A 22,727-nucleotide genomic window follows, 5' to 3' on the forward strand; every position below is an offset into this window, starting at 1 on the left:
TTTGATATTTTCATCACAAGAACCACTTAAAAGATTCTATAAAATACCTTCTCACAGTTTTAAATTGATTCTAATTTATTAATTTAATGATCATACACCGAAAGAGATAGCTCATAATTATAGATAGCATTTCTTCTTGAAAAGGCTCTTTTCATTAAAACCCTGATGACATAGTTACCATCTTTAAGTATTTCAACAGGCTTATCATTTTCTAAAGTAAGGTTGACTGGAGAATAAATTATAACTTCAAGGTTTTTTGCTCGTAGATTGGATAAAAGTTTATCATTTTTATATAAATACAATTTATACTCGTCGTATGCATAACCTGAAATACTCCCTCTATAAACGTATTTATGAATATCGCCCTGACTGATATAAAAACAACCAGTTAGAACCACTAACAGAAAGACATGGGAATATTTTTTAATCATCTTTCCTCCACTACCTCTAACTCTGATGCTCTTTGTTCTACTCTTTCCCCCTTATACTTTATATTAAATCACTAACCTATACGCTCGAAATCGTATTCAGGTGCGCCGTAGAGCCTGTGTTTTTTATGGTCCGATTTTAAAGTATGCTTTTAATCGTCTTGATGAGTTTTATTAAAAGAGTTTCAAGATTTCACCGTCGTTGAACCTGAATGTGCTGAATTTTCCCATCATACACGACCACATCTTCCGAACCAGAATACTCTACAACTTCACCAGTGTGTGTTTCACCGACAAAGTTAAAAGTAAAATGAACAATTCCGGGTTTGGTTTCTGTGACACTGCTTACTTGCCATTCAAGTCTTGCAAACATACCATGATAAAGTCTCTGCATAGTCATGATGTCATTCACACCCAGAAAAAGCTCACCCTTTCCTGATCTGTAAGTAGTACTTTCACAAAATAGCTTTGTGATCTCATCAAAATTACTGTCATTTGAGAGTTGGAAGTAATACTTTGCTATCTTCAATGGATCGGTCATGCTTTGAGCTCCTCAACTGTAAAGAACTGAGTCATAGCATAGCCAGCCCGGGAACATAACACCAGCTTCAGCTGAACCACCGACTGCAGTGAGCAGTTGAACCAAGTCCCGGATAGAATTGGCAGATGCAGGAATTTTCACAAACTAAGCTAATGCATCTTGCAAAATATTTCTATTGACTCTGCCAAGACCAGAATAGTCAGACTTGAAAAAACGAAAGCTGATACGAATAATGCTTTTATTTACTTTGCTTTAACCCCATAATTTCACTTTTTAACTCTTGAAGCTCTTCGCTCAAGCCTAAGTCACTACATATGTTGATATACTCTCCACCTTCATTCAAAACATTCAAAACTCCTAGTAAGAGCTCCATTAACTGATCATTTAAGTCTTTATTTTTTTGCAAACCCAGAAAAGTAAAATCAACAAAACCACCTGACGCGGATACAGAAGAAGACTTTATCAGCTGATTAAAACCAGTGCGACCTAAACCATCTTCTGCCAACCTTTTTAATTGCCTCAAATATATTTCTTTTGGTTTTTTTGGATTATATTGAGTTCCAATTAAGACTACTGAAGATATAATTCTAATCATATCAATTATTTCTGCAAGCCCAGATATTTCACAAGCATTCAAAAACATTTGATGACACTCAGCACTTTTTTTATATGATATTATTAATCCTCTGTCGTTAATCGAAAGAAAACGAGAACTGATTGAAAGAACTGTTGCGTACGAATGAAATGAAAGCAAAAATATCAGCAACAATGAGATCGTCTTTTTGAACCTCATAATAAACTGTTCTCATGGTCTATTTACCTTGAAAAATAGCACTGGATATTTCGGAAAACAAAAAAAATAGAAACGACCAGGCTGCTGCGAGCTCGAGCCCTGGAATAACCAACTAAAACGACAAGAATAGATAAGTACCTAACCAGTTGGTTTCGCATATTCTGGACGGCGGCTTTTTCCATCCTTCTGCGTTCCAACTCTGGTTGCGTAGCTATGGCTACGCGCCCGTCGTTGCCCCTTGAAGGATGAAAAAATCCACTCGCCAGAATATGCGAAACCAACTGGCCAGGTACTTAACAGGATGAAAATTGTTCACCGGTAGATTGGTCAAATTTACGGTTTTGCTTATTATCCTCCTAACTTATTGGTAAGTAATGCTAACAAATAAAGAAACATTTTAAATGTAAAGCACACTAATGTATAAATTCACAATACATTACAGGTTTACCAAAATGCAGCCGACTTCTTCAGCGACCCATGTAAAGGGAGCACAAATACCACCCCCAAACTCAACTAATGAGACAACAGTTGTTTTAGCTAAAGGCCATTATGTAAAAATACAATTGATTGGTAGCGGATCTTATGGAAAAGTTTATTTAGCTAAAAATGAAACAGAATCTACGAACAAAGATAATTTTGTTGCTCTTAAAATAGCACAAAGATATGGAGAGATTGAAATCAACGTATTAAGTAAGCTAAACCCTCATAGAAACATTGTAAATCTGTTAGATTTTTCTATTTCTGATCACAAAGTATGCTTAGCCTTAGAACTTGGAGACTGTTCTCTGGATAAACTTGTTGGTTTATGGGGTAAAGAAAAAATAAAATTATCAATTGGACAACTTGATTTTTTACTTACTGAGTTATTAGAGGCCTATAAGTATATTGAGAGTAAGGGATTATTAAACAACACTGATTTATCTGAAGGCAATGTCCTCTATTTTAAAAGTGAAAACAGATTAAAACTAACAGATTTTGGAATTAACTGGGATGGTAGTACAACACAATCCAAAATCGGGAATCTTGTCTATTATGTTTTAACCCGATTAAGCCATAATTGTGATGCTCTGCCTTATGAGGAAAAAGCTGCTTTTTGTAATGTAAAATGTTTTAAAAGAATTTTCTTCGAGCCTGACTTTTCATATTTAGATTGGAAAAAGGATTTAGATAAAAAACACATAGAATTAATTATTAACTTATCAAAAGGTGTATTTAGTATTCCAGATATCACAACCTTATTGAACAATCTAAGTGAGAAATTAGAGCTTTTACCTGTGCCCGAGAATTTAATCTCAGGAGAAAATATTAAAGCACATATAGACCAAAGGGATATGGAATAATGGATCAAGCGATAAAACCAGACATATCATCATGGGGGTACATCCTGCCATACCCCGAAGTGGTGGCAGACACTCCATCCAGATATAGAGCTGATGCTGAAAAGTATCTTCCAAACCTTGATGAATACACAGAAAATCAATTGCTAAATAAAGACCTTTCATCAAGATGCATTTCTTTGGCTCAGACCGAAAAAAATAATGATAATTACCACCTCAAGCTTGCAAAAGATATAGTCTTTACCCAGGATCGAACTTATTTTGAGTTAATTGATGAAGAGTCCTGGAAAAACATGGCTGACAGTTTAAAATTTTCAGGCATTGATTCATTAGAAAAAGCTATTGCTATGGATTTGAGGGTATGTCCACCATGTCCGGTTTTCCATACATGGGTCGCACTGCATGGTACCAGCATATTTAATGGCTTGAATAATCCTGAAAAATTAGCGGGACTTAATTATGTTCAAAGAATTTTAGAAGAAGGAACCAACCTCAGTAAAAGTGATATACCACTACTAATAGTGTATTCAGATAAAAATCTAACAATATCTCAAATTAATGAGATGAAAGCTGAATTTAAAGATCATGACAATATTTTATGCATCTCTTTTGAAACAGATCTGCAACTAAAATTTCTCGCCCAATTAGAGCGATATGCCTCATCCATGAACTTTCATTTTATGGATTCTATTAGAATTATTGTATCGCAAAACATTACTAAGACTATAAGCTTTTGTATAGATAAGGCAAAGTCTGAAAACAAAACAGAACTGGCTAATCGTTTAGAAAAGCTCGGGGTTAATCATTTATTTTATTCAGACATTGATAATCAATGGTTAACCAGACCACCTTATATATTAGCGAGTCATGGGACTTTTACTCAGCCAATGATTTCAAAAATATTATCACTAACTCACATACGAGAAGGCGTTGTAGAAAAGTTATCTGAAATCAATAGAGAGCTCTTAGGGTGGCATAAATCATTTTTCTCAGAAATGCCTTACTTCAAAAAAAGAAAATCAACAAAATGGTCTGTAGAAAAAGCGAAAAAGTTATTTGATTATATTTTAAGTGGTGACGCAGAAAGTAATTATGAACATTTATCAAAACAGATTGCACATATTTCACCACACCACAATTATCTATTGATTCCTGATAGAGCAGCTTCCTGGGAGGGCGAAAATAGTTGTTGTTTTTTTTCAGAGCAGTCTAAAGATGTTTTTTTAAAAGGCGCTTTGAAAAGGCCTTTCATCATAGACCTTCATCAAATGCCAGATAGTCGACTTGATAATGACTCTTATAATCCAGATCAATATTACAGAGAGGCACACAGTCTCGTTGGGATGCAACTACTCAAATATTATTCTCATGGAAATGATAACACTTGGCACATTGCTACCTGGTAAACTCAAACAGAGTGGCCCTGACACCATGTAAATAATATCCATCATCAATGTTTTTAAATCTCGACTTCGGCTTTCAATCTCACTTTGTCAGAGATACTCACACTCTTGTTAGCAATTAATTAGAACTAAACAAAGTTAAAAGACTCTAAAAATTATTGGGTATCAAAAGGAGCAATGACGTGGATAAAGTTTTAGGAGAGAACATATTTCCAGGAGAATATTCGTCACCATACTCTAAAACCGAGTATGAGAGCCCATCTGAAGCTATGAAATATCTCTCTGAAGCAAAAAACGATGGAGATTCTCTTAGTTATAAGGACTTATCATCAAGATACGTTGCTCCGGTAACACCCGAAAAAGGTAACGACAACCACCACTTCCAACTGGCAAAGAATATAGTCGCCACTCTGGATCCAGTTTATTTTGATTCCATTGATGACGAGTCCTGGAAAAACATGGCTGATAGTTTAAAGTTTTCGGGCATAAATTCATTAGAGAAAGCCACAGCTATGGATTTGAAGGTATGTCCTCCATGCCCGGTATTTCACACATGGGTCGCACTGCACGGCACGACCATATTTAATGGCAAGAACAATCCTGAAGCTCAACCAGGAATAAATTATATTCAGAGAATATTAGAAGAAGCATTATCATGGGCATGATAAGACCTAGGTAGGGTAAAAATTCTAAGTACAATGGACTGATATTTCAGGCAGGAGTCGGTTGCTGGTAAATTCTGTATTTTTCTAACTCAGAAATATTTACGCTCATATTACTGATGGCGAGTCCAGCGGAGGCTTTCCGAACAAAAAAACCACACCACTTTGGGAAAAGGTTTTAGATCAGCATTCGCTAATAACAGGAGCCGCAAGTTTTACGGCTTTGTTTTTGGTTTTTTTCTACAGGCTCGTTATATGCTGTAAGTGAATCATACTACTAACGGAATTCAAGTCTTTGCTTCAAGGAGTGAAGTAAAAATGGAATACAAACAGCTACTATTGGGGTTACTATAATGATTGCCACTGAAAATACTGAAGCACTTGCACTAAATAGTAGTTTCACTGCAATATCTGATGGATAAGTTATTTCTCTACTATTACCAATAAGAAACTCACATCGACTACCAGTATAAACTTCAGTGAAAGAAAGCTCCTCTCTTGCATTATTCAGCCCGTCAAAGTTTAAAAGAGATTTATATAAGTATATTTTCCTAAGTGTCCATTTGTTATCTAACTCAGTGGAGTGGATACTTTTTTCCGAAAATACAAGTGTTATATTCTCATTGCTTAGTGTTGTTACAATACCATGGGCAATTGTAATATCATTCTGAGATTGAATATCTGTGATATAGACAGGCTTATCAGTAACTTCGCTAACAAAAAATGTTAGTGGTAATAATTTTCGTATAACACTTACATCTTTAAACTTATCCATAAAAAGAAAAAATTCTTCATTGGGGATATCTCTATTATTATTACGTCCTTCCAAAAGCCCCTTAAAATAGACATAATCATGAGAATATTCTTCCAAGCTTTCATTACTTGCATAGCGAATCATTCTTACATTGTTAAATAACACACTATTTTCGTATCTGCTAATATCTCCGGTAATCGTAAATCCACTTCTGTGTTCTGCAATAAACGGAGAAGAATGACAAGCAGATGAAATTAAATTACAAATACATAATGCAATGGCTTGTATATTTGAACATAAAATTTTCATGGTTGATCCGGTTATCCAAAAGTTCACAAGACATAGTGGATAAAAGTAGCAAAGAAGTCAGGGGTTGCACATAAATCCGTTAGCCGGAGGTCTCTAGCCCCCACACCATGGCAAGCCGGTCCGCAGTCGGCGATTCACTGGGGATAGTTAAACCGGATCCATAAGTCTTTCTGAGTAACAAGCCCAAAGTTTGCAAGAAGAGTGTCGTTCAATGCCTGCTCCGCCGTAAAGGCTTGCCCTGTGCAGGCCAAAGAGACTCATTTCAAAAATGGTAACGCCTTACTAAATATTGTATAAGGTCGTATCGTCCGATCTTTGCAAAAACTTCCAGTAAGTCATCGAAGATAATCCGACCTTTCATTTTTTGCCATTTTTCTATCATTACCCTTGCCTTATCATGATCGTCACCCTTATTAATCTCTCTTAGATGTTCTTCATTAAAAACACCGGTCTGTTTGGCAAATCTTTGCCAATCGATTCCCAGTTTAGAAGCAATAATCAGGAGTTCCTCTTGTGCTACGGTAGAGCTCAACTTTACAGTGCTTTTTCTTTCGACAATTTGGTTAGGATCGATGCCTAGTTTAGAACAAACACCCATCATTTTTTCTAAATGAGGGCTCAAAGTTGCAGGCTGTCGCCTGCTTATTTCTGATTGCTGATACTGTGGATCTGCGGACACATGTGCAACGGCTTGTGTTGACGGAACGGGTTCAGGACCCGATAGTTCATCAAACGATTGATCCGATGGCTTACCAAATAGTGCCCCAGGGGCCATACCAAAGATCAAAAACATACTATGTATAAACTTGTCTTTTTCTTCTGCTCCCTTCTGTTCCAGAAGCGTAACAAGCTGTTCACCGGCTTTTAAGGTAAAGGTTCTTAGAAGCTCAAGTTGCTTACTTGATACATCTTCCGCAAAACTAACATTTTCATAGAATAGATCTTTTAAACGCTTTCCGTGCATTGATCTTATGAGAACAAAAGCAGTCAATAGAGTTTCAATTTCATAAAAATCTATAAACTGATTGGTACTAATATTTAATGCCAAATCATGAAATGATTGACTATTGGTTCCAGTTAAATAATTTCTGTTACTTGGAGTAATAAAAGAGTATTCACCACCAAACCCAAACTTAAGAATTCTTGTTAACTCCCCACGATTATTGTACGGATCCGGTATACCAAAACCGTACCTATCATAAACATCTCTACCAAATTTATTGAACATTATTACTATTAAAAAACTTGATGGAAATATTTCAGCTTTTAGCGACCGACTCATTTCTTCAAATATTTTATAAATATAATTGATTAACACTATTTTCTGTTGGCTATCTAATCCTGAATAAAAAACTTGACCCACATCATCAGAAGCTAAAAAATCATTACCGGTTAGCTGGTTCAGCAATTCGTTTCCGAATCGATTCAAACTGGTTTCGCTCTCAAACTCATCCCTGTGAATAGCAAGTGTTTTAACAATCCTTGTCACCTCAGCGTAATCTTCAACTCCCTGGGTTTTTGCCAACTCACCGACTTGTAAAATAAGGTGATAAAGAGACAGACTGCCTTTTAAAAATTCAAACCATTTCGGATAAAATTCACTTAACGCATTTTTATCTGACATCAAACTTTGCGTTAAAAGGTTATAAAGTGCCGGTAAATTATAGTAATGATTAATGCGAAAACAATCTTCTCTCTCCCTTTCATTTAAATCCAAAGCTTTGAACCATTGAAATACATCGGTTACTGAAGTATCAGCGTCTTGTGTACCTGACACAGGTTCTTCTTCCCTGTCTTGTGCCATTGCAGAAGGCTGCGCTTCAGTCGATTCCTGCTCAAGTACACCAGATTCACGATCCAGACATTCTTTGCATTTATTAAAGGCGAGTACAGGCTTATTATTATTACAATTCTGGCATAATCTACCGTTTGATGAACCACCTGCCCCATCATCTCCGCCACTCTCTCTTCCACCACCGCTGTCCTGATTTTGACGACCATAGCCACCTTGAAACTGAGTTGGCTGGGCCCTGTTGAGATCGCCCTTTTGACTACCAGCCTGACCGGTTCCGGTTCCGGTTCCGGTTCCGGTTCCGGTTCCGGTTCCTCCAGGATGGCTGATCCCGGTGGAGATCTGGCCAGGAAAAACGGACACGCTGCGTAATTGTTTGGGACTTAAAATGAACGCTTGCTGTCCATAACGACGGTAGTGTTCTGTTTGTAGCGGTTGTGGCGGGTTACTGCTCAGGTAATATTCAAACACAGCTTCCGGATTATCAGGATTTCTGGACAATGCCAGAAAAAGCCCTGAACTCCTTTCAAGATTTGCAGCTTTTATTTTATCCCAAAGTTCCTGCGAAATAATAATGGCCTGCTCATTCCAACCCTGCTTGATTTTGAGCACAATCCGGGCATCCCAAATCTGTTTTTTTACGGCCTGGCCGTCAGTGCCAGGCACCAGAATAACCCTGCTGACCTGCTCACTCATCCATTCAAAGGAGTAAAGGGGGCCGCCCATCCCACCACTCGGCCTCTTCTTGAATAAATCGCCTAAATCATCGCCACTGCCAAAACCGCCTCCGCCAGAGCTTGTGAATGGTTCGCTGTTATCCGCAGTACCCGAGGCTCCGGGTATCGCAAAAGGCCCACTGACACGACTGCTGTCGTCAGAATGTCCAGACCCATCCTTTTCAGTCGGTTTATCGCGGTAAAAAATATCGACAAATGATATTTTTTTGTTAGCAGACGCATTACTGCCAGGTAACAACGGTAAAGACCCGTTTTCTGAAACAATACCGCTGCATTCCGGTTCTATAATCCAGCCATCATCATTATCTTCAATGGCTAAAACCAACGATTGATGACCTGCCGGTAAACGCCATCTGGCCGAGTACTCGTGTTGCCATCGACCCCTGTCGGGTGTTGAAGCAACCCGTCTTATTCTCCCACTTTGCATATCCGGCATACCCTGACCCGTTACAGGCTTTTTAAATACCGGCAGAGAGGGAAAATCCCCTGTCGACGATGCAGGAGACGTCCGGAAACAAAAATTAAATTGATCGCCCGGTTGACTATCGAGAATGACATAAAACTGATTGTTCTCCAATTCAGAAACTGTTTTACCGTTCTCACCAACCGCTTTGCGATCATAAGTTAGAAGAAGAGGCGGATTGTTCCCTCTAAACGACAGTTTACTAATTTCTCCCGTTGTCTCACCCCATGTCTCAGTAACTTTGGAGGAACTCCCCCAACCTGCCCAGCTCAACAGGCTGGTATAAGCATTGCAGTGACCAGCGAGCGGCAAAGTAACAGACAAAATAAATAAAAAAAACAGGTGATCCATAGTCAGGAACCTCGTTGCTTTCATGTCTGAATTTATTTTTTAAGGTTTTATCGACAAAAAATAACAATAGACATTATATTTGAAAGTGCTTTATTTATTTCGGGTATTCGAAAACGGTTGCAGTGCCTTTCCCTCCTGACCCTGTGATAAACAGAAATCAATCACTTGAATTTGCATCATCAAACAATAGTGTCCAGTGTTGCCTTCTGTGATTTGACAAGACTTGATGCTCTTCTGCTATGGCAGACTCCAAAGTCACAGGCTGTAATCTGCTTGCTTCTGATAGGGGATGTGCGGCCGCGTGTGTGATGGCTTGCGTTGACGGAGCAGGTTCGGGATCTGATAGCTCATCATTACAGAGAGGCACATAGTCTCGTTGGAATGTTACTCAAGTATCATTATCAAAATGATTTTACTTGGTAAGCGTTCAGGCGGGACAGACTGCTATGACCTGCCGAGCTTAGATTTAAAAGAATTAAAACCTGCTTTTAAGAATTGGGGGATCAAATTTATGGATGCCCTGAAATCCATATGATGAAAAACCAACGCAAAGCGCTGGCTTTTCCATCACAACACTGTTCCAACTGACAGATATGAAAGCTTTTAGAAATTTGCCTGCACTATGAACTGTGGCAGGTTTTGATCCTGCCCATCACGACCAAGCTTGTTTTTCCAGTAGTTGTATTCAATGCCGGCGTAATATTTGCCTTCTTTACCGAAGAAATCACCCACATCCAGTTTTAACTGAGGCTGTGCAATAATTTGCATTTCGACATCTTTACCCGAGTTATTTTCCGTAGCATTAGTAATATCCACAAAGCCGTCAAATAACCATTTAGTTGAACCTAGAGAAAAAGGCACGGCCCAGGCTGTAGTAAATTGAAAATTGTCATCCAACTCAACGTCAAAAGAGTCTTTGCCATTAGCACGATAATAAACGGCAGTATCCAGGAAGATAAAGCCAGGTACATTCCAACCGATTGCACCACCCAATAAAATATTATCCAGATTTACCGTCGCAGCATGTTCCCACTGTGTCGCAAAATAAACGTCCTTGATCACAGAGTCTTTAAAGCCTTCACCTCCAGTAAGCGAAAAATCAATATGTACCTCACCGTAGGTGTCATCATTATCAACGTCATCTTCTACAAAAGAACGATCAACAAAAGAAAAGCTCTTACCCCAGGTGTATGCTGCAGCATGCTCGAGAGTTACCACCTGGGATTTACCCTCTTCACCGGAAAAAGCATTCAAATAGCCGTCACCGGTCAAATAAGTTGCCGAGACATTACTCCACAGGATATCCGCTTGAGCGCCTGCAGAGGCAGCAGCAATAGTTGCAGCAATAGCGGCTTGTTTCATTAACTTCATGATTATTCCCTTCAGGATTTATTGTAATAATTCTGTTCTGAATAAATGCACGCAATTATTTCAGCGTAACCCGTGCTTTTATAGCTATATCCAATAGCCGCTGTATCAGCGTCTGGTATAGACAATGCAAATACCTGACCAACTCGTCAACTTTATATAAAAACTAACTATTTAGTCAATTTTCTTCAATTTCTCTACCGCAATGCGTTTCGCAACGACCCAGCATGGTGCACAGCGCACCATGCTGGGACCCCGGAACAGTTATGTGAAATGATTGCCAGATTAAGTCCTAGGCACCGGCCTTGCGAATCAGGTAAATATACTGTTTTTCCAGCTGCTCACGAGACAGCAGCTCATGATTCAGAAAGTTACAGAACTTGGGAATATCACGCTCGGTCGAAGGATCAGTCGCTATAACCCTGACCGTTTCTCCCGTCTTCATGTCCCTCACTTTGTTATGCAACATCATGACCGGCTCCGGGCAGAGCAGACCTGAAGTATCCAGTTCATGATTGATTTCTATAGTCTCCGACACATTCACTCCTGTTATCTGACCCAGGACCCGGACCGACTCAGGGATCGATAAACAATAGCCAGTCCTGCACTGCGGGCCAGCATAAAGGCACTGTAGGCTAACCACAAGCCGTGATTTCCCATATCCCGGGTGACATACCAGACCGGCAGGAACACAATTAACGTTGCCACCAGCATGGTGTTTTGCATCGTATCCGTTCGCACGGCACCAATAAACACACCATCCAGCCAATAGCACCAGACAGCAAATAATGGCATGGCGGCCAGCCAGGGCAGATAGATGTTGGCAGTTTCTGCGACAGCAGGAATATCCGTCAACAAGCCAATGATGCCCTGCCCCACCAGCGAGAAGGTGAGGAAAAACAGAACAGCACACATGAGCGAGCAATAGCCCGTTACCCTGACAATCTGCTTAAAGCGATCTTCTTTTCGCTGCCCCAGAGCTTCGCCGCTCAGTGCCTCGGCAGCGTGGGCAAAGCCATCCAATCCATTGGAAATCAGCAGCAACATATTCAGTAACAGAGCGTTGGCAGCCAGTATATGACTGCCGCTCTGGGCCCCCTGTGCCGTAAAGAAAGCCTGAGTTGCAAGCAGACAAAGCGTGCGAACAAACAGATGTCGATTTAATAACAACAGGCGGCGCATAGAGCCCGGGTTCAGAATCCTTGCGCGAACAAAGCTTCCGGACATACCTCTCAAGGTTTGACTGACCATCCATACCCCCAGCACAAGGCTGGTATAATCAGCGATCACTGTTGCCAATGCTGCGCCTCGGGTAGCCATTCCGAGACCCAGAACAAACAGCAGATCCAGAATAATATTGACCACATTGGCCAGTACCAGAATAAACATGGGCCCCTTGGGACGATGCATTCCGATCAACCAGCCGACGATCGCGTAGTTAATCAAGACCGCAGGAGCTGAAAGTATTCGGGTGGTGAAATAGATTCTGGCCTGCTCGGCCACCTGAGGAGCCGCGTTAAATAAAGGCAGGGCAATATCCAGAAGCGGACGGTATAAAAGGATCAGGAAAACACCGATTACAACAGCCAGCAGGATCGACTGGGCCAGCCACTGCCGGGTTTCCTGATGATCATCCTGACCCAGGGCCTGAGCCACCAGTCCGGTAGTACCCATTCTAAGGAAGCCAAAAGCCCAGAACAGCAGTGTAAATAATGTACTGCCAATGGCGACACCTGCCAGGTAAATATCACTGGAGAGATGCCCCAGGACCCCAGAATCAACCAGACCCAGCAGGGGAACCGAAATATTGGAAAGAATAGCAGGCCAGGCAAACTTCCAGACCCGCCGATACAACGCTGCTGTTGAGGTCAACACCAATCCTCACTATTGCCCGACAGAATTGAGACTATTCTATGAGACTTTAGTTCAGACCAGTACACGTAAACTTTGTCTTTATGAAGTCAGAGATCTTTTGTGCGGCTTCAACCAAATGCTGCTGATGAGTAAAACCCGATTTTATCCGGGGTTTCAGATCATGATTACCATCCGCCAGCCAGTGAAGCTCAATATTCTCTGACAGTTCATAACCCTGAACGGTTGCATAATCACCCATGGCATCCCGACTGCCCTGCACCACCAGCATGGGTAATGGGAAATCGGCAAGATGCTCTGTTCTGGGCCTGTCCTGTTTACCCGGTGCATGGAACGGGTAGCCCAGACATACGACGCCACTCAACGAAAGATCAGTCATCTCAGACACCAGCAGGCTGGCCATTCGTCCACCCATTGACTTACCGCCAACATACAGAGAGTCGCTGTATTCATTTTTGATTTGCCCGATCACATCCTGCCAGCATTGCAATAATTTTGGCTGCCTGTCTGGTGGTCTTTTTTTACCGGTTTCTCTTCGCTCTCGCATATAAGGGAATTCAAAGCGCACGACACTGATACCTTCTGTCACCAATAAGTCAGCCATTTGATTCATGAAATCACTGTCCATGGCCGCGCCGGCACCATGGGCCAGTATCAGTAATGGGGACCCGGTTTCAACCCGGTTCCAGATAAGATCCATAGAAAAACAGTCCGCAATTGCTAAAGCGTTTTATTGTAACGCCATTTAACCGACCCGTCGCCGGGATCTGAACTAAGCTGGTCGAAACACAATATCCTGTTCACTGAGCAAAATACGGCTCTTTACTATCCGTAATTCTAACGACTTTTGTCGTTTTATGCCCAACTCACCTAAACAGTGTCGAAAGGTTAGCCTACGATGACCCATGCCCGCTTTACCCAGGGCTCAACAATGAAGCACGTCATTGTTATGAGTCTCAGCAATGCAGCGGGCATCACTACGCTCTTTTTTGTCGACCTGCTCGACCTGTTCTTTCTCAGTTTGCTCGGTGAAAAATATCTGGCTGCAGCTATTGGTTATGCGGGCACTATCCTGTTTATCACTTCCGCTTTGGGTATTGGTTTATCCATTGCCGCAGGGGCTCTGGTCTCCAGATCCATTGGCAGCCACAACCGGAAAAAAGCCTGCCAATATCAGGTAAACATCTGTTTCCTGGTGCTATTAGTCAGTGTCACGCTGGCCATCCTCTTCTGGCTTCTTATTCCGCAAATGGTTGCTCTGTTGGGAGCCACCGGACGAGTTCATGAACTGGCCGACAGTTACCTGCATATTGTGATTCCCTCGATGCCTCTGGTCAGCTTGTCCATGACCCTTGGAGCCGGACTCAGAGCTGTTGGAGATGCCAGGCTCTCCATGACATCGTCACTCTCAGCCGGAGCTGTGAATGCCATCCTGGACCCCATTCTGATCTTTCTTCTGGAACTCAGTATAGAGGGGGCAGCCATTGCCTCAGTGATGGCCCGTGTCACGATGTTTGGTATTTCCTTTTACGGTATTTTTTATAAACATAAACTCTACTCCCCCTTTGATTGGTCGCTTTTTTGCAAGGATCTCAAAAACATTCTTGCCATCACCCTCCCTGCCATTGCCACCAATCTGGCCATGCCTTTCAGTGGTGCCTGGATGGTTCGCTATATGTCACATTACGGCAACAGTTACGTAGCAGGCTATTCCATCATTAACCGGCTGATACCTGTTGCATTTGGTGTCATTTTTGCCCTGTCTGGCGCGGTTGGACCCATAATAGGCCAGAATTTTGGGGCAAGACGCATGAGCCGGGTCAGGGAGTCGCTTCGAAATGCTATCCTCTTTACCGTGTATTATGTCCTTGTGATTTCAGTCATACTGTTTTTACTGCAGGACATTCTCATTCAGGTGTTCAGAGCCCGGGGTGAAGCTGCCAGTCTGGTGTCGTTTTTCTGCAACTGGATTGCCATCAGCTTTTTGTTTACAGGAACTATGTTCGTTGCCAATGCGGCCTTTAACAATCTGGGCAAGCCCGGATACTCAACCCTGTTAAACTGGGGCCGGGCGACACTGGGTACAGTCCCTTTCATCTGGGTCGCCTCTGAATATATGGGGGCTTATGGGGTACTGGTGGGTCAGGCAGCCGGAGGCGTCCTGTTTTCATTCATAGCAGTCTGGCTGAGCTTTCGAACCATTGACTCCATTGAGAGCAAGATTATCAGGCAAGACACTATTGCCAGCCTCATGACCCGTCAGGAAGAGACCACAGCCTGTCCTTTCCAGCCGATGTCATCGGAATGTTCGCAACTGGCACAAATGGCTGAAGAGGGTGAGTGCGAAGAGGCCCGCAATCTATCCGATAAAGCCAGATAAGCGTATTGATCCAAACTATAAACCCCTTCATGCTATGCAAGGTAACCTGACAGAAAACAGACAGGTTCCCATTGTTACGAAAACTGACGTTAGAGTTGGAAATGAGCACACCACAATCAGGAATTACTCCAGAAGCCAATACCGATGCCTGCTTTCTGGTTTTAACTATCAGACAAGATGCAGACAGCCTTGAACAGATTAGAAAGACCTGTGCACTGATTCCCCGACTGACTGAGGAGCTCAGCCAACAGTATCCCGATGCAAGGCTGTCCTCCACGATCAGTATTGGCAGCGAGGCCTGGGATGTTCTGTACAAAGACGGTAAGCCGGCCCTTCTTGCTCCTTTCAAAGCACTGACAGAAGGTGACCGGACTGCACCTGCCACTCAGGGTGACCTGCTGCTTCATATCCGTTCCAACCGCCGGGATATCAACTTTATCCTGTTGCACAGAGCCATGGATGATTTTGGACAGGCGGTTGAAATTCAGGAAGACGAGACAGGTTTTCGTTACCTGGACAGCCGTGACCTGAGTGGATTTGTTGACGGCACCGAAAATCCCCAGGGCGATGACAGGGCCAGCGTCACTCTGGTGGGTGATGAAGATCAGTCGTTTGCCGGTGGCTGCTATATCCACACCCAGAAGTGGGTTCATTCGTTGAAAAAGTGGAACAAACTGGCAGTACCCGAGCAGGAAAAAGTGATCGGGCGCACCAAGGAAGACAACATTGAATTCAGTGGCGAAGAAAAAGCACCAACCGCTCACGTAAAACGTTCCAACGTCAAGAACAGCGAAGGCAAAAGTATGGAAATACTCCGTCACAGTATGCCCTATGGTAATGCCAGTGAGGGAGGACTCTACTTTGTCTCCTACTGTCGCACTCCAGTCCATTTTGACAAGATGATGGAGTCCATGATCAAGGCCGATAACCATGGTCACTACGATCACTTGATGGATTATTCACAGGCCGTCACCGGATGTGCATTCTTTGCACCCTCAGTTGAGTTCCTGACATCAGCTGAGTGATCGACCTTAAACGTCTATTTGAGTACCGATCTTCCCCGCTTCCTGAGTGATTCGGTACTCACTGCTTTCCTTCTCACAGACTTCGGGTTCATCACGTATCAGACATTGGCGAGACAGTTATAAGACGTCTCTTCGTTTTGTGTCTACATTTGTTGGATGTTAATCATCATGAAAAACGCCTTCACTCTATGAACCGATGGATAAAGAATCATCTTGCGTTAACTTAAGCTGCCGCTCTGACACTCCTGCTTTCCGGCTGCTTCTCTTCCGATCACCATCAGGCGCTGGGGACACTTGAACGAGACAGAGTCACTCTGACAGCCACCGCTTCGGAGCTGATTACAGACATTCTTATCCCTGAGGGAAACCCTGTTAAAACCGGTCAATTGATCCTGAAGCTGGATGATCACAAACAACAGGCCGCTGTTGCTGCCACCCTAGCCGAAACGGAGCGGGCACGAGCCTATCTCAATGAAATGGTGTCAACGGCGCGAGAATGGAAGACATAGCAGCAGCGAGGGCCAGTGTCGGGCAAATTGAGGCCCGGCTGGTAGATGCCGACAAAAGGTTTCAGAGAAACGAAGTGGAAAAATCTTCCACCCTGTCAGGCATGACCAACAGCCTGCAAAGAATCTTCTCAATCCTGATGAAGGAATTTCGACAATTGTCACGTGATCATGCCACCTTTGCCATGATCGTCATTATTCCTCTGGCTGAATTACTGCTGTTTGGCTACGCCATCAATATCGATGTCAGAGAGATACCGGTCAGTATTGTGGATCAGAGCCAAACTTACTTCAGCCGGGCTCTTGTCGACGCGGTGAAGACAACGATCCGTCGTCAACACGGTTCCTGGTTTGGTGGGCGTTATTCTGACCATGACGATGATTATGTTCACTTCTGCCGCATTGGTACGGGAAAGGGGTAACCTGGAACTGTTGATAGCGACACCCGTTCACCCGATAGAGCTGATGATTGGCAAAATCATCCCCTATATTTTTGCAGGTTTTATTCAGACCGGCATTATTATGTTGCTGGGTAACCTGATTTTTAAGGTACCCTTTGTCGGCAGTATTTTCCAAATGTTACTGGCCACCCTGCTGTTTATTTCTGCCAGTCTGACAATGGGGCTGATTATCTCCACCTGCGCGGAAACGCAATTGCAGGCTTCACAAATGACCATTTTCATTCTGCTGCCTTCCATTCTGTTGTCAGGGTTTATGTTTCCTTTTAAAGGCATGCCAATCGCTGCTCAATGGTTTTCCGAACTCTTGCCTGCAACCCACTATATGCGGTTGATGAAGGGTATTATTTTAAGAGGTGCAGAATTACAGGGCATGGCAAAAGATGTTGCTTACCTGGGCGTTTTTACGATCGTTGGATTAGTGGTTGCGGCAAAACGATTTAAGAAGAGTCTGGATTAGATGCACTTATCAACACGCGCTGATCAACCTTGAAGATGCCAAGGTAGCCAGAAACAAAAAAAGTCTGCAAGGAAGAGCCAGTCAAAGTAGCCTGATATGTTGTAAATATAACACTTTTCGAATTAATCAGACCTCACTATGGTTCCCTTGTCGTCTGGTTATTGTCTGCTTACAAAATCAAATAACCATTTCAGATCTTCTGGCAACACAGGTAATATCTCTTCCAAATCAAGATTATTTTCCATAAAAACAACAAAAGAGTTAATTATCAGGAAAGGTAAAGACCCTATAATGACATTGAGTTCAGAAAGGCTATTGGGGGCTGTAAAATTACCGTACTTTAACGTTTTCCACCAATAATAATAAATAATTAAATGCAACCACCTTTTATCAACCAATGCATGGTTCCACTCCCATAGAGAGTCACCAAAAGGGTCTGCACCAAAACTGAGCAATGCAACAATTTCAGATATCGTTGAGGCATCATTTAAAATATGTGCGACCCTCAAACTATTATAGGTATGTGTATAGGTAAATGAATTCGGGCTAGCACCATGCTTAAGCACAAAAAGCAGCATTTCCAATGATCCGGAATTAAGTGCGTCGGACACGGCATCATTCTCTCTTTCGAGCATATAACCTTTCTTGATGAGCTCTTCTATTGCTGTAAAATTGTTACCTAAAATAGCATCAGAAAATCTCCCTGCCACAGAAAATTGCGTAAAAAAAAAGATAAGAATGAAAAAAAATGCTTTCACTGCGTCACTTCCTCTTGGATTACTGTTTGTGAACTCTAGTAGTACTATGACTCTTGACAAATGAAACTAATCAAAACCCTTCATCGGTTATGCTCACACACAATTCCAATAGCTGCACTCTGTGGTAGATGGCCTCTGATCCGGAGAATCCCCTCAGACAGCCATCGACCTTATTGTTTATCAAATTTTTTTGAACATTCAGGAAAAATATGGACCAATAGTGAAGTTGTATGACAATACCCGATATTTCAGTGACAATGACTGCCTCAAGAGCAAGAACAGGCCTTACAATGCGCTGAACTACTTATTCAGAAAGAGACTGTGGAACAACGACTTTACTCCAGTCAATTTCAAGCCACCCTCCGGGTAAATCCTGTGAAGTTGTATTTCCTTGATTAGCTTGAGTTCTGGCCACTTGATCAGCAGGCATTACCAACAACCAATGATTAGAAGCATGAAGCAACATCATACAATGACGATTTTCATGTAACGCTTCGACAATTTCGTTTTGATTCTGAAAGTTAATATCAACACCATCTGGTGTTATCAAGCTAATCTGAAAAGGACATCCTGAAGTGGGAGCATTAGAAGCTATATCAAACATTAAAATATTTTGGTTGATAAACGGGGCAATCAGGTAACGAATATGATTATCTTCAAGCCACATTCTATCCGAATGAGACCCATTCATTTCATTGGCCATTGATACGACAAAGTCAGGTTCATCACCTTCATCAACCCGTTCTTGCGCTCTGGCAGAAAAATATTCAAATACACCACTTGCCGTTAATTCATCTGGATTTTCAGTCATTTCAGATAAAAGCTCATATCTGTTGTTTCTGATCCAACTGAGGATAGCATGCCAGCCACAGTAGCCATCAGTTGGCATATTATGAACCTCAAAGCCGAGCTCATTTAAATATTTACTCGTATTTTCCAGACTGTTAGAACCGTCTGACTTTACTCTTTTGAAACTATTGACAATTCCCGTCAGAGCAACGAATAAGGCTTTAGTAATGCTAAAGACATCTGCCGAGGTTTTAGTGTACTCTCTGCAGGCTTCATAGATATTTTTAGCTTTAGCAGTAACATTAGTACCAGTGCCGGGGCTTTCTTCAACAAAGGTTTCCAGTTGGTTGTAGCTTCTGGGAAATGTCCATACACAAGCATTGTTTGAACCAATCATTCCGAAAGCGCAATAGTCTTCCTGATTCTGTACGCTGCTGAGGGCCAGCGTTTCGCAGGATTTCTTCTGACATACTAATGATGGAAAAAAAATCATAGAACCTTTATTTCTCTCTCCTTTCCTTCTTACACCGGACTTTTCAATATCCAAACGAACATTGGAATCTAGCTGAAAAGTCTGGGAATTATTATGGTGTTCATTTCCAAGAGGAATAATAATTCTAATGTATATAAAACCATCTTTTCTTCTGTCTTTAGTTTCAATATTCCACCCAAACCACTCAAGGCTCTCTAATAAATAGTCTTTACAGTCATTTCTCGACTCTTCATCACCAAAACACTTAAATAAAAGCACTACTTCCAAATCAGAGATTTTACTAACAAATGATTCAGCAAACTTTGACTCTCTATTTTTTTGCTCGATAAATGACGTATAAAAAAGATGATACCAAAAAGACTTGGTAATAAAATATTGAGTAAAACCTGGCTCATCATCTCCAAAATCAAAATAATGCAAATAAAATTTATAATCATCAGAACCCTCAGCAAAAACCCCAAACTCACGAGAAGGAACCAAAAAACAAGAGAATGGGTTTTTTAAATGTTTCATAAAGACGACTACTGCTTTACGACTCCCTTTATTTTCATCTTTAACATCTTCTATAGAGTAACTGAACTCTGTATTAAACTGATAACACCCATCCATCAAGAATTTCAAATTAGATGGTTCGACAACGAAAAAAACTCTTAAATCTTCAACTGCTCTTACATCTTGTAGATAAATTACTAATAGCCAAAAAAAGAAGTGTCTATACATTCCAAGACTCCTGTATTGTTATAGCCGTCAGAAATTAGGGCGAAGCCTACATGGTAGACTACAGGATGCCATTTCAATCAAGTTTTCCATACTTGCGCCCCTACTGCCTGTAAATCTGTAGCAGATGACCCTGGAATGAAAGATCATACACAAAGCGCGTTTTCGTCAGACTGGCAAAAGCGTCGTGGCATTGCCGACTTGCACCCACTCACTTACTGGGCTGATCTCTCGTCGTTTATAGTACTTTCGTACATTTTTTACTCAGATTAATTTGCTACCAAAGGCTGTGATCTTTCAGTACCAGCAGGCGTGCTTCTGCAATGGTGTCTGAACTGCTGCAATCACCGGCCACTCCCGAAGACTCATAAGTACTCAATCGGCTTTGGCAAGCTTTTCAATTTTTTTAAAACCTTTTGAACTTTTTCGGCAAAAGATCATCAGATAGAGTAATGAGTTGGAATTATAAAGGACTATATCCATGCATTTACCACCAATCTCCTCACAGCCAAAGCACATCTCGGCAGATACGACTTGCCAGGCGGGCCCGTGCCCGAAAATTACCAAGCGGTTGCCTGTAGATGACACTCTTTCAGATGAGCAACAGAGCCTTCATCCCATAAAAACAAGAAAAATAACAACCCTGGAAAAACCAGCAGGCTATTTCACCGTTGGCGAAAAATACAAAATATCATTAATGGAAGATTACCTGCACGGAAACACTCAGCACTTCAGTGACGATGACTGGCTCTATCTGATAATAAAAATGGGTAAGAGGATTATCAACAGAAAAAACAGGAAGCATTTCAAAAAGAATCCAGTAGAACAAAAAAAGAGTGTTTTTTAATAAAAATGACCAAATTACAAATATTGAGATACAAAATTGAAGATGTAGTTCATCATTCGCACTTAAAAGAGAATAAGACACCCATAAAAAATAACAAAGAGAATAAGACACCCATAAAAAGAGAATAAGACACCCATAAAAAATAAGACATTCAAAAACTGTAACCCCAAAAAGGATCAGAAAATCTATCTTCAAGTAGCGTATCAATGAGACACACAGCGCCATCCAACGAACAGAGGCTGTCCAAGCCATAATTCAGACAATGTAAATCCATTCCGACATACGTCGAAGAGATAAAGAGAGCGTCTTTGACTTCTTAACTGACTTCTACGCTAACCTGTCAGGTACAAACGACTGCAGGCGTTTAAACCTCGAAGCCACTTCTGTCCGGCTTCAAGTGCAAAGGCCTTCATCGCTTCCAGACGGCCAACTGCCCGATAAAAACGATTATTCCATTGCATGGTTTTCAGCCACTCATCCGGATCAATGTCCAACCTTTGAAGAATCGGAGGGGTGCACGACGGGATGAAACCTTTCTTATCTGTTCTAACAATGCGACCGCTCCAGTCAACCAGTTCCAGATAGTCGTGAAGAAGGTAGGGAAGGGCAACGTCCGTATTCTGGCCCTGCGAACAAAAAGGTTTCAGGGTCAGCGGCTGTTTTTTAGTCTCAGAATGTGTAACCTGCTCCACGCGTTCCTGAATCGACGTGTAGTCGGACTCTTCGGGTGTTTCTACCTTTCCAGCCCGAATCGGATTCAAGTCAACATAGGTCATGCAGGTCAGTAACGCTGCTTCGTCCAGCAATGCCTGGCTTTTAAAGCGACCTTCCCAGAAGCGTCCTTTACACTCGTCTTCTTTGTTGGCCTTACGAGCAAGACATTCATTCAGGCAGCGCATAAACCAGCTGATATCCGTTAAACGACGCCGGTATTCCTCAGCATATTCATCAATACGGGCCAATTCAGCGCCGCCCAGTTTGTCAGCAGCCAAATACCTTTGCACCAGAAGTGGACCCGTAAACAAGGTCGTCCAACGATGAAGCACTTCGTCCCGTGACCAGCCTCTGGCAGATGACTGATTGATGTGCAAAACCACATGATAATGATTCGACATGACAGCGTAAGCGCAGACTTCGATAGCAAAGACTGAAACCAGTTCCCGGAGTTTATCCACCACCCACTGGCGGCGATGCTCGTAGTTCTTGCCAGTCAGGTAGTTCTCTCCACAGAGGTAAGCCTGACGAACACATCTTGCCATGCAGTGGTAATAAGGCGTTGAACTGGGGTCAATCAGAGTATTGCGGGCCTGAGCCATGGACTCACCTGTCCTGGTAAAAAATCAGTGATGGATGAAAAAGTAGACCAGGTGGATGATAAAGCAAATTTATGGATGTCTATTTTACTTTATTGCGAGCTTGGGCCATGAACTTAACTGTCTGGGTAAAAAATCAGTGATGGGTGAAAAAGTAGACCAGGTGGATGG

General features: G+C 42.0%; 21 protein-coding genes. 9 read left to right on the plus strand and 12 right to left on the minus strand.

The genetic code is table 11. The annotated features are described in order from the left end of the window. Nucleotides 1-83 precede the first annotated feature (83 nt). The 3 genes from ACO6V5_RS09710 to ACO6V5_RS09720 form a co-directional block, all read right to left on the minus strand. A complete protein-coding gene (locus ACO6V5_RS09710) occupies nt 84-431 on the minus strand; it encodes a hypothetical protein (protein ID WP_422409069.1) in 348 nt (115 codons plus the stop codon). 190 nt (nt 432-621) lie between these two features. Beyond that, complete coding sequence (locus ACO6V5_RS09715; protein WP_422133250.1) at nt 622-969, minus strand: hypothetical protein; 348 nt, start codon at nt 967-969, stop codon at nt 622-624. Nucleotides 970-1,207: 238 nt separating this feature from the next. Further along, a complete protein-coding gene (locus ACO6V5_RS09720) occupies nt 1,208-1,612 on the minus strand; it encodes a hypothetical protein (RefSeq protein ID WP_422133249.1) in 405 nt (134 codons plus the stop codon). A gap of 602 nt (nt 1,613-2,214) precedes the next feature. Here ACO6V5_RS09720 and ACO6V5_RS09725 point away from each other — a divergent pair. From ACO6V5_RS09725 to ACO6V5_RS09735, 3 genes are all read left to right on the plus strand, one after another. After that, nucleotides 2,215-3,102, plus strand: a complete 888-nt coding sequence (locus tag ACO6V5_RS09725) for a protein kinase domain-containing protein (protein ID WP_422409072.1) — start codon at nt 2,215-2,217, stop codon at nt 3,100-3,102. Then, nucleotides 3,102-4,505, plus strand: coding sequence for a hypothetical protein (locus ACO6V5_RS09730; RefSeq protein WP_422409074.1), 1,404 nt, complete (start codon nt 3,102-3,104; stop codon nt 4,503-4,505). Before ACO6V5_RS09725 ends, ACO6V5_RS09730 begins: the two co-directional genes overlap by 1 nt. 179 nt (nt 4,506-4,684) lie before the next feature. Continuing rightward, a complete protein-coding gene (locus ACO6V5_RS09735; protein ID WP_422137623.1) occupies nt 4,685-5,167 on the plus strand; it encodes a hypothetical protein in 483 nt (160 codons plus the stop codon). A 274-nt stretch (nt 5,168-5,441) separates the two neighbouring features. Here ACO6V5_RS09735 and ACO6V5_RS09740 read toward each other — a convergent pair whose 3' ends face one another. The 6 genes from ACO6V5_RS09740 to ACO6V5_RS09765 all read right to left on the minus strand — a co-directional run bounded on the left by ACO6V5_RS09740 (nt 5,442) and on the right by ACO6V5_RS09765 (nt 13,510). After that, nucleotides 5,442-6,227 (minus strand): hypothetical protein, encoded by a 786-nt coding sequence (locus ACO6V5_RS09740; protein ID WP_422409076.1) that lies wholly within the window; start codon nt 6,225-6,227, stop codon nt 5,442-5,444. A gap of 262 nt (nt 6,228-6,489) precedes the next feature. Then, entirely contained in the window at nt 6,490-9,570 is a 3,081-nt protein-coding gene (locus ACO6V5_RS09745) for a death domain-containing protein (RefSeq protein ID WP_422409078.1), read from the minus strand. 603 nt (nt 9,571-10,173) lie between these two features. Continuing rightward, on the minus strand, nt 10,174-10,941 hold the full coding sequence (locus tag ACO6V5_RS09750) for a hypothetical protein (RefSeq protein ID WP_422133243.1): 768 nt from the start codon (nt 10,939-10,941) through the stop codon (nt 10,174-10,176). A 289-nt stretch (nt 10,942-11,230) separates the two neighbouring features. Continuing rightward, nucleotides 11,231-11,476, minus strand: coding sequence for a sulfurtransferase TusA (gene tusA / locus ACO6V5_RS09755; RefSeq protein WP_422133242.1), 246 nt, complete (start codon nt 11,474-11,476; stop codon nt 11,231-11,233). Nucleotides 11,477-11,487: 11 nt separating this feature from the next. After that, complete coding sequence (locus tag ACO6V5_RS09760) at nt 11,488-12,813, minus strand: MATE family efflux transporter (protein ID WP_422133241.1); 1,326 nt, start codon at nt 12,811-12,813, stop codon at nt 11,488-11,490. Between the two features lie 46 nt (nt 12,814-12,859). After that, the gene (locus ACO6V5_RS09765) at nt 12,860-13,510 is read right to left on the minus strand and encodes an alpha/beta family hydrolase (protein ID WP_422137619.1); all 651 of its coding nucleotides are present in this window, start codon (nt 13,508-13,510) and stop codon (nt 12,860-12,862) included. A 198-nt stretch (nt 13,511-13,708) separates the two neighbouring features. Between ACO6V5_RS09765 and ACO6V5_RS09770 the strand changes: the two genes are divergently transcribed. From ACO6V5_RS09770 to ACO6V5_RS09790, 5 genes are all read left to right on the plus strand, one after another. Beyond that, the gene (locus ACO6V5_RS09770) at nt 13,709-15,190 is read left to right on the plus strand and encodes an MATE family efflux transporter (RefSeq protein ID WP_422133239.1); all 1,482 of its coding nucleotides are present in this window, start codon (nt 13,709-13,711) and stop codon (nt 15,188-15,190) included. A gap of 101 nt (nt 15,191-15,291) precedes the next feature. Further along, nucleotides 15,292-16,215: a Dyp-type peroxidase gene (locus ACO6V5_RS09775; protein ID WP_422133238.1), complete on the plus strand. Its 924-nt coding sequence runs from the start codon at nt 15,292-15,294 to the stop codon at nt 16,213-16,215. Nucleotides 16,216-16,553: 338 nt separating this feature from the next. Next, nucleotides 16,554-16,724 carry a hypothetical protein gene (locus ACO6V5_RS09780; protein ID WP_422409133.1) on the plus strand — a complete coding sequence of 57 codons (171 nt, stop codon included), beginning with the start codon at nt 16,554-16,556 and terminating at the stop codon, nt 16,722-16,724. Beyond that, complete coding sequence (locus ACO6V5_RS09785; RefSeq protein ID WP_422133237.1) at nt 16,712-17,143, plus strand: hypothetical protein; 432 nt, start codon at nt 16,712-16,714, stop codon at nt 17,141-17,143. The genes ACO6V5_RS09780 and ACO6V5_RS09785 overlap by 13 nt, the downstream gene beginning before the upstream one ends. Next, on the plus strand, nt 17,106-17,639 hold the full coding sequence (locus ACO6V5_RS09790; protein WP_422409082.1) for an ABC transporter permease: 534 nt from the start codon (nt 17,106-17,108) through the stop codon (nt 17,637-17,639). Before ACO6V5_RS09785 ends, ACO6V5_RS09790 begins: the two co-directional genes overlap by 38 nt. Nucleotides 17,640-17,797: 158 nt before the next feature. On the opposite strand, the gene ACO6V5_RS09795 is transcribed toward ACO6V5_RS09790, so the two are convergent. Both ACO6V5_RS09795 and ACO6V5_RS09800 read right to left on the minus strand, forming a co-directional pair. Next, nucleotides 17,798-18,397: a hypothetical protein gene (locus tag ACO6V5_RS09795; protein WP_422409084.1), complete on the minus strand. Its 600-nt coding sequence runs from the start codon at nt 18,395-18,397 to the stop codon at nt 17,798-17,800. Between the two features lie 304 nt (nt 18,398-18,701). Further along, a complete protein-coding gene (locus ACO6V5_RS09800; protein ID WP_422133234.1) occupies nt 18,702-20,399 on the minus strand; it encodes a hypothetical protein in 1,698 nt (565 codons plus the stop codon). A gap of 478 nt (nt 20,400-20,877) precedes the next feature. Between ACO6V5_RS09800 and ACO6V5_RS09805 the strand changes: the two genes are divergently transcribed. After that, nucleotides 20,878-21,243, plus strand: coding sequence for a hypothetical protein (locus tag ACO6V5_RS09805; protein WP_422137616.1), 366 nt, complete (start codon nt 20,878-20,880; stop codon nt 21,241-21,243). Nucleotides 21,244-21,575: 332 nt separating this feature from the next. On the opposite strand, the gene ACO6V5_RS09810 is transcribed toward ACO6V5_RS09805, so the two are convergent. Next, nucleotides 21,576-22,559, minus strand: a complete 984-nt coding sequence (locus ACO6V5_RS09810) for a transposase (RefSeq protein ID WP_422409087.1) — start codon at nt 22,557-22,559, stop codon at nt 21,576-21,578. Nucleotides 22,560-22,727: the final 168 nt, after the last annotated feature.

Source organism: Endozoicomonas sp. ALD068, assembly GCF_049310145.1.
Taxonomy (GTDB): Bacteria; Pseudomonadota; Gammaproteobacteria; order Pseudomonadales; family Endozoicomonadaceae; genus Endozoicomonas_A.

Excerpts from the sequence above, each read along its gene's own strand:
- ACO6V5_RS09800 (WP_422133234.1), bottom strand. The coding sequence starts at position 20,399 with ATGTATAGACACTTCTTTTTTTGGCTATTAGTAATTTATCTACAAGAT.
- ACO6V5_RS09765 (WP_422137619.1), bottom strand. The coding sequence starts at position 13,510 with ATGGATCTTATCTGGAACCGGGTTGAAACCGGGTCCCCATTACTGATA.
- ACO6V5_RS09790 (WP_422409082.1), top strand. The coding sequence starts at position 17,106 with ATGTTCACTTCTGCCGCATTGGTACGGGAAAGGGGTAACCTGGAACTG.
- ACO6V5_RS09740 (WP_422409076.1), bottom strand. The coding sequence starts at position 6,227 with ATGAAAATTTTATGTTCAAATATACAAGCCATTGCATTATGTATTTGT.
- ACO6V5_RS09715 (WP_422133250.1), bottom strand. The coding sequence starts at position 969 with ATGACCGATCCATTGAAGATAGCAAAGTATTACTTCCAACTCTCAAAT.
- ACO6V5_RS09730 (WP_422409074.1), top strand. The coding sequence starts at position 3,102 with ATGGATCAAGCGATAAAACCAGACATATCATCATGGGGGTACATCCTG.
- ACO6V5_RS09710 (WP_422409069.1), bottom strand. The coding sequence starts at position 431 with ATGATTAAAAAATATTCCCATGTCTTTCTGTTAGTGGTTCTAACTGGT.
- ACO6V5_RS09785 (WP_422133237.1), top strand. The coding sequence starts at position 16,712 with ATGGAAGACATAGCAGCAGCGAGGGCCAGTGTCGGGCAAATTGAGGCC.
- ACO6V5_RS09720 (WP_422133249.1), bottom strand. The coding sequence starts at position 1,612 with ATGTTTTTGAATGCTTGTGAAATATCTGGGCTTGCAGAAATAATTGAT.
- ACO6V5_RS09745 (WP_422409078.1), bottom strand. The coding sequence starts at position 9,570 with ATGGATCACCTGTTTTTTTTATTTATTTTGTCTGTTACTTTGCCGCTC.
- ACO6V5_RS09750 (WP_422133243.1), bottom strand. The coding sequence starts at position 10,941 with ATGAAGTTAATGAAACAAGCCGCTATTGCTGCAACTATTGCTGCTGCC.
- ACO6V5_RS09805 (WP_422137616.1), top strand. The coding sequence starts at position 20,878 with ATGCATTTACCACCAATCTCCTCACAGCCAAAGCACATCTCGGCAGAT.
- ACO6V5_RS09775 (WP_422133238.1), top strand. The coding sequence starts at position 15,292 with ATGAGCACACCACAATCAGGAATTACTCCAGAAGCCAATACCGATGCC.
- ACO6V5_RS09725 (WP_422409072.1), top strand. The coding sequence starts at position 2,215 with ATGCAGCCGACTTCTTCAGCGACCCATGTAAAGGGAGCACAAATACCA.
- ACO6V5_RS09770 (WP_422133239.1), top strand. The coding sequence starts at position 13,709 with ATGACCCATGCCCGCTTTACCCAGGGCTCAACAATGAAGCACGTCATT.
- ACO6V5_RS09810 (WP_422409087.1), bottom strand. The coding sequence starts at position 22,559 with ATGGCTCAGGCCCGCAATACTCTGATTGACCCCAGTTCAACGCCTTAT.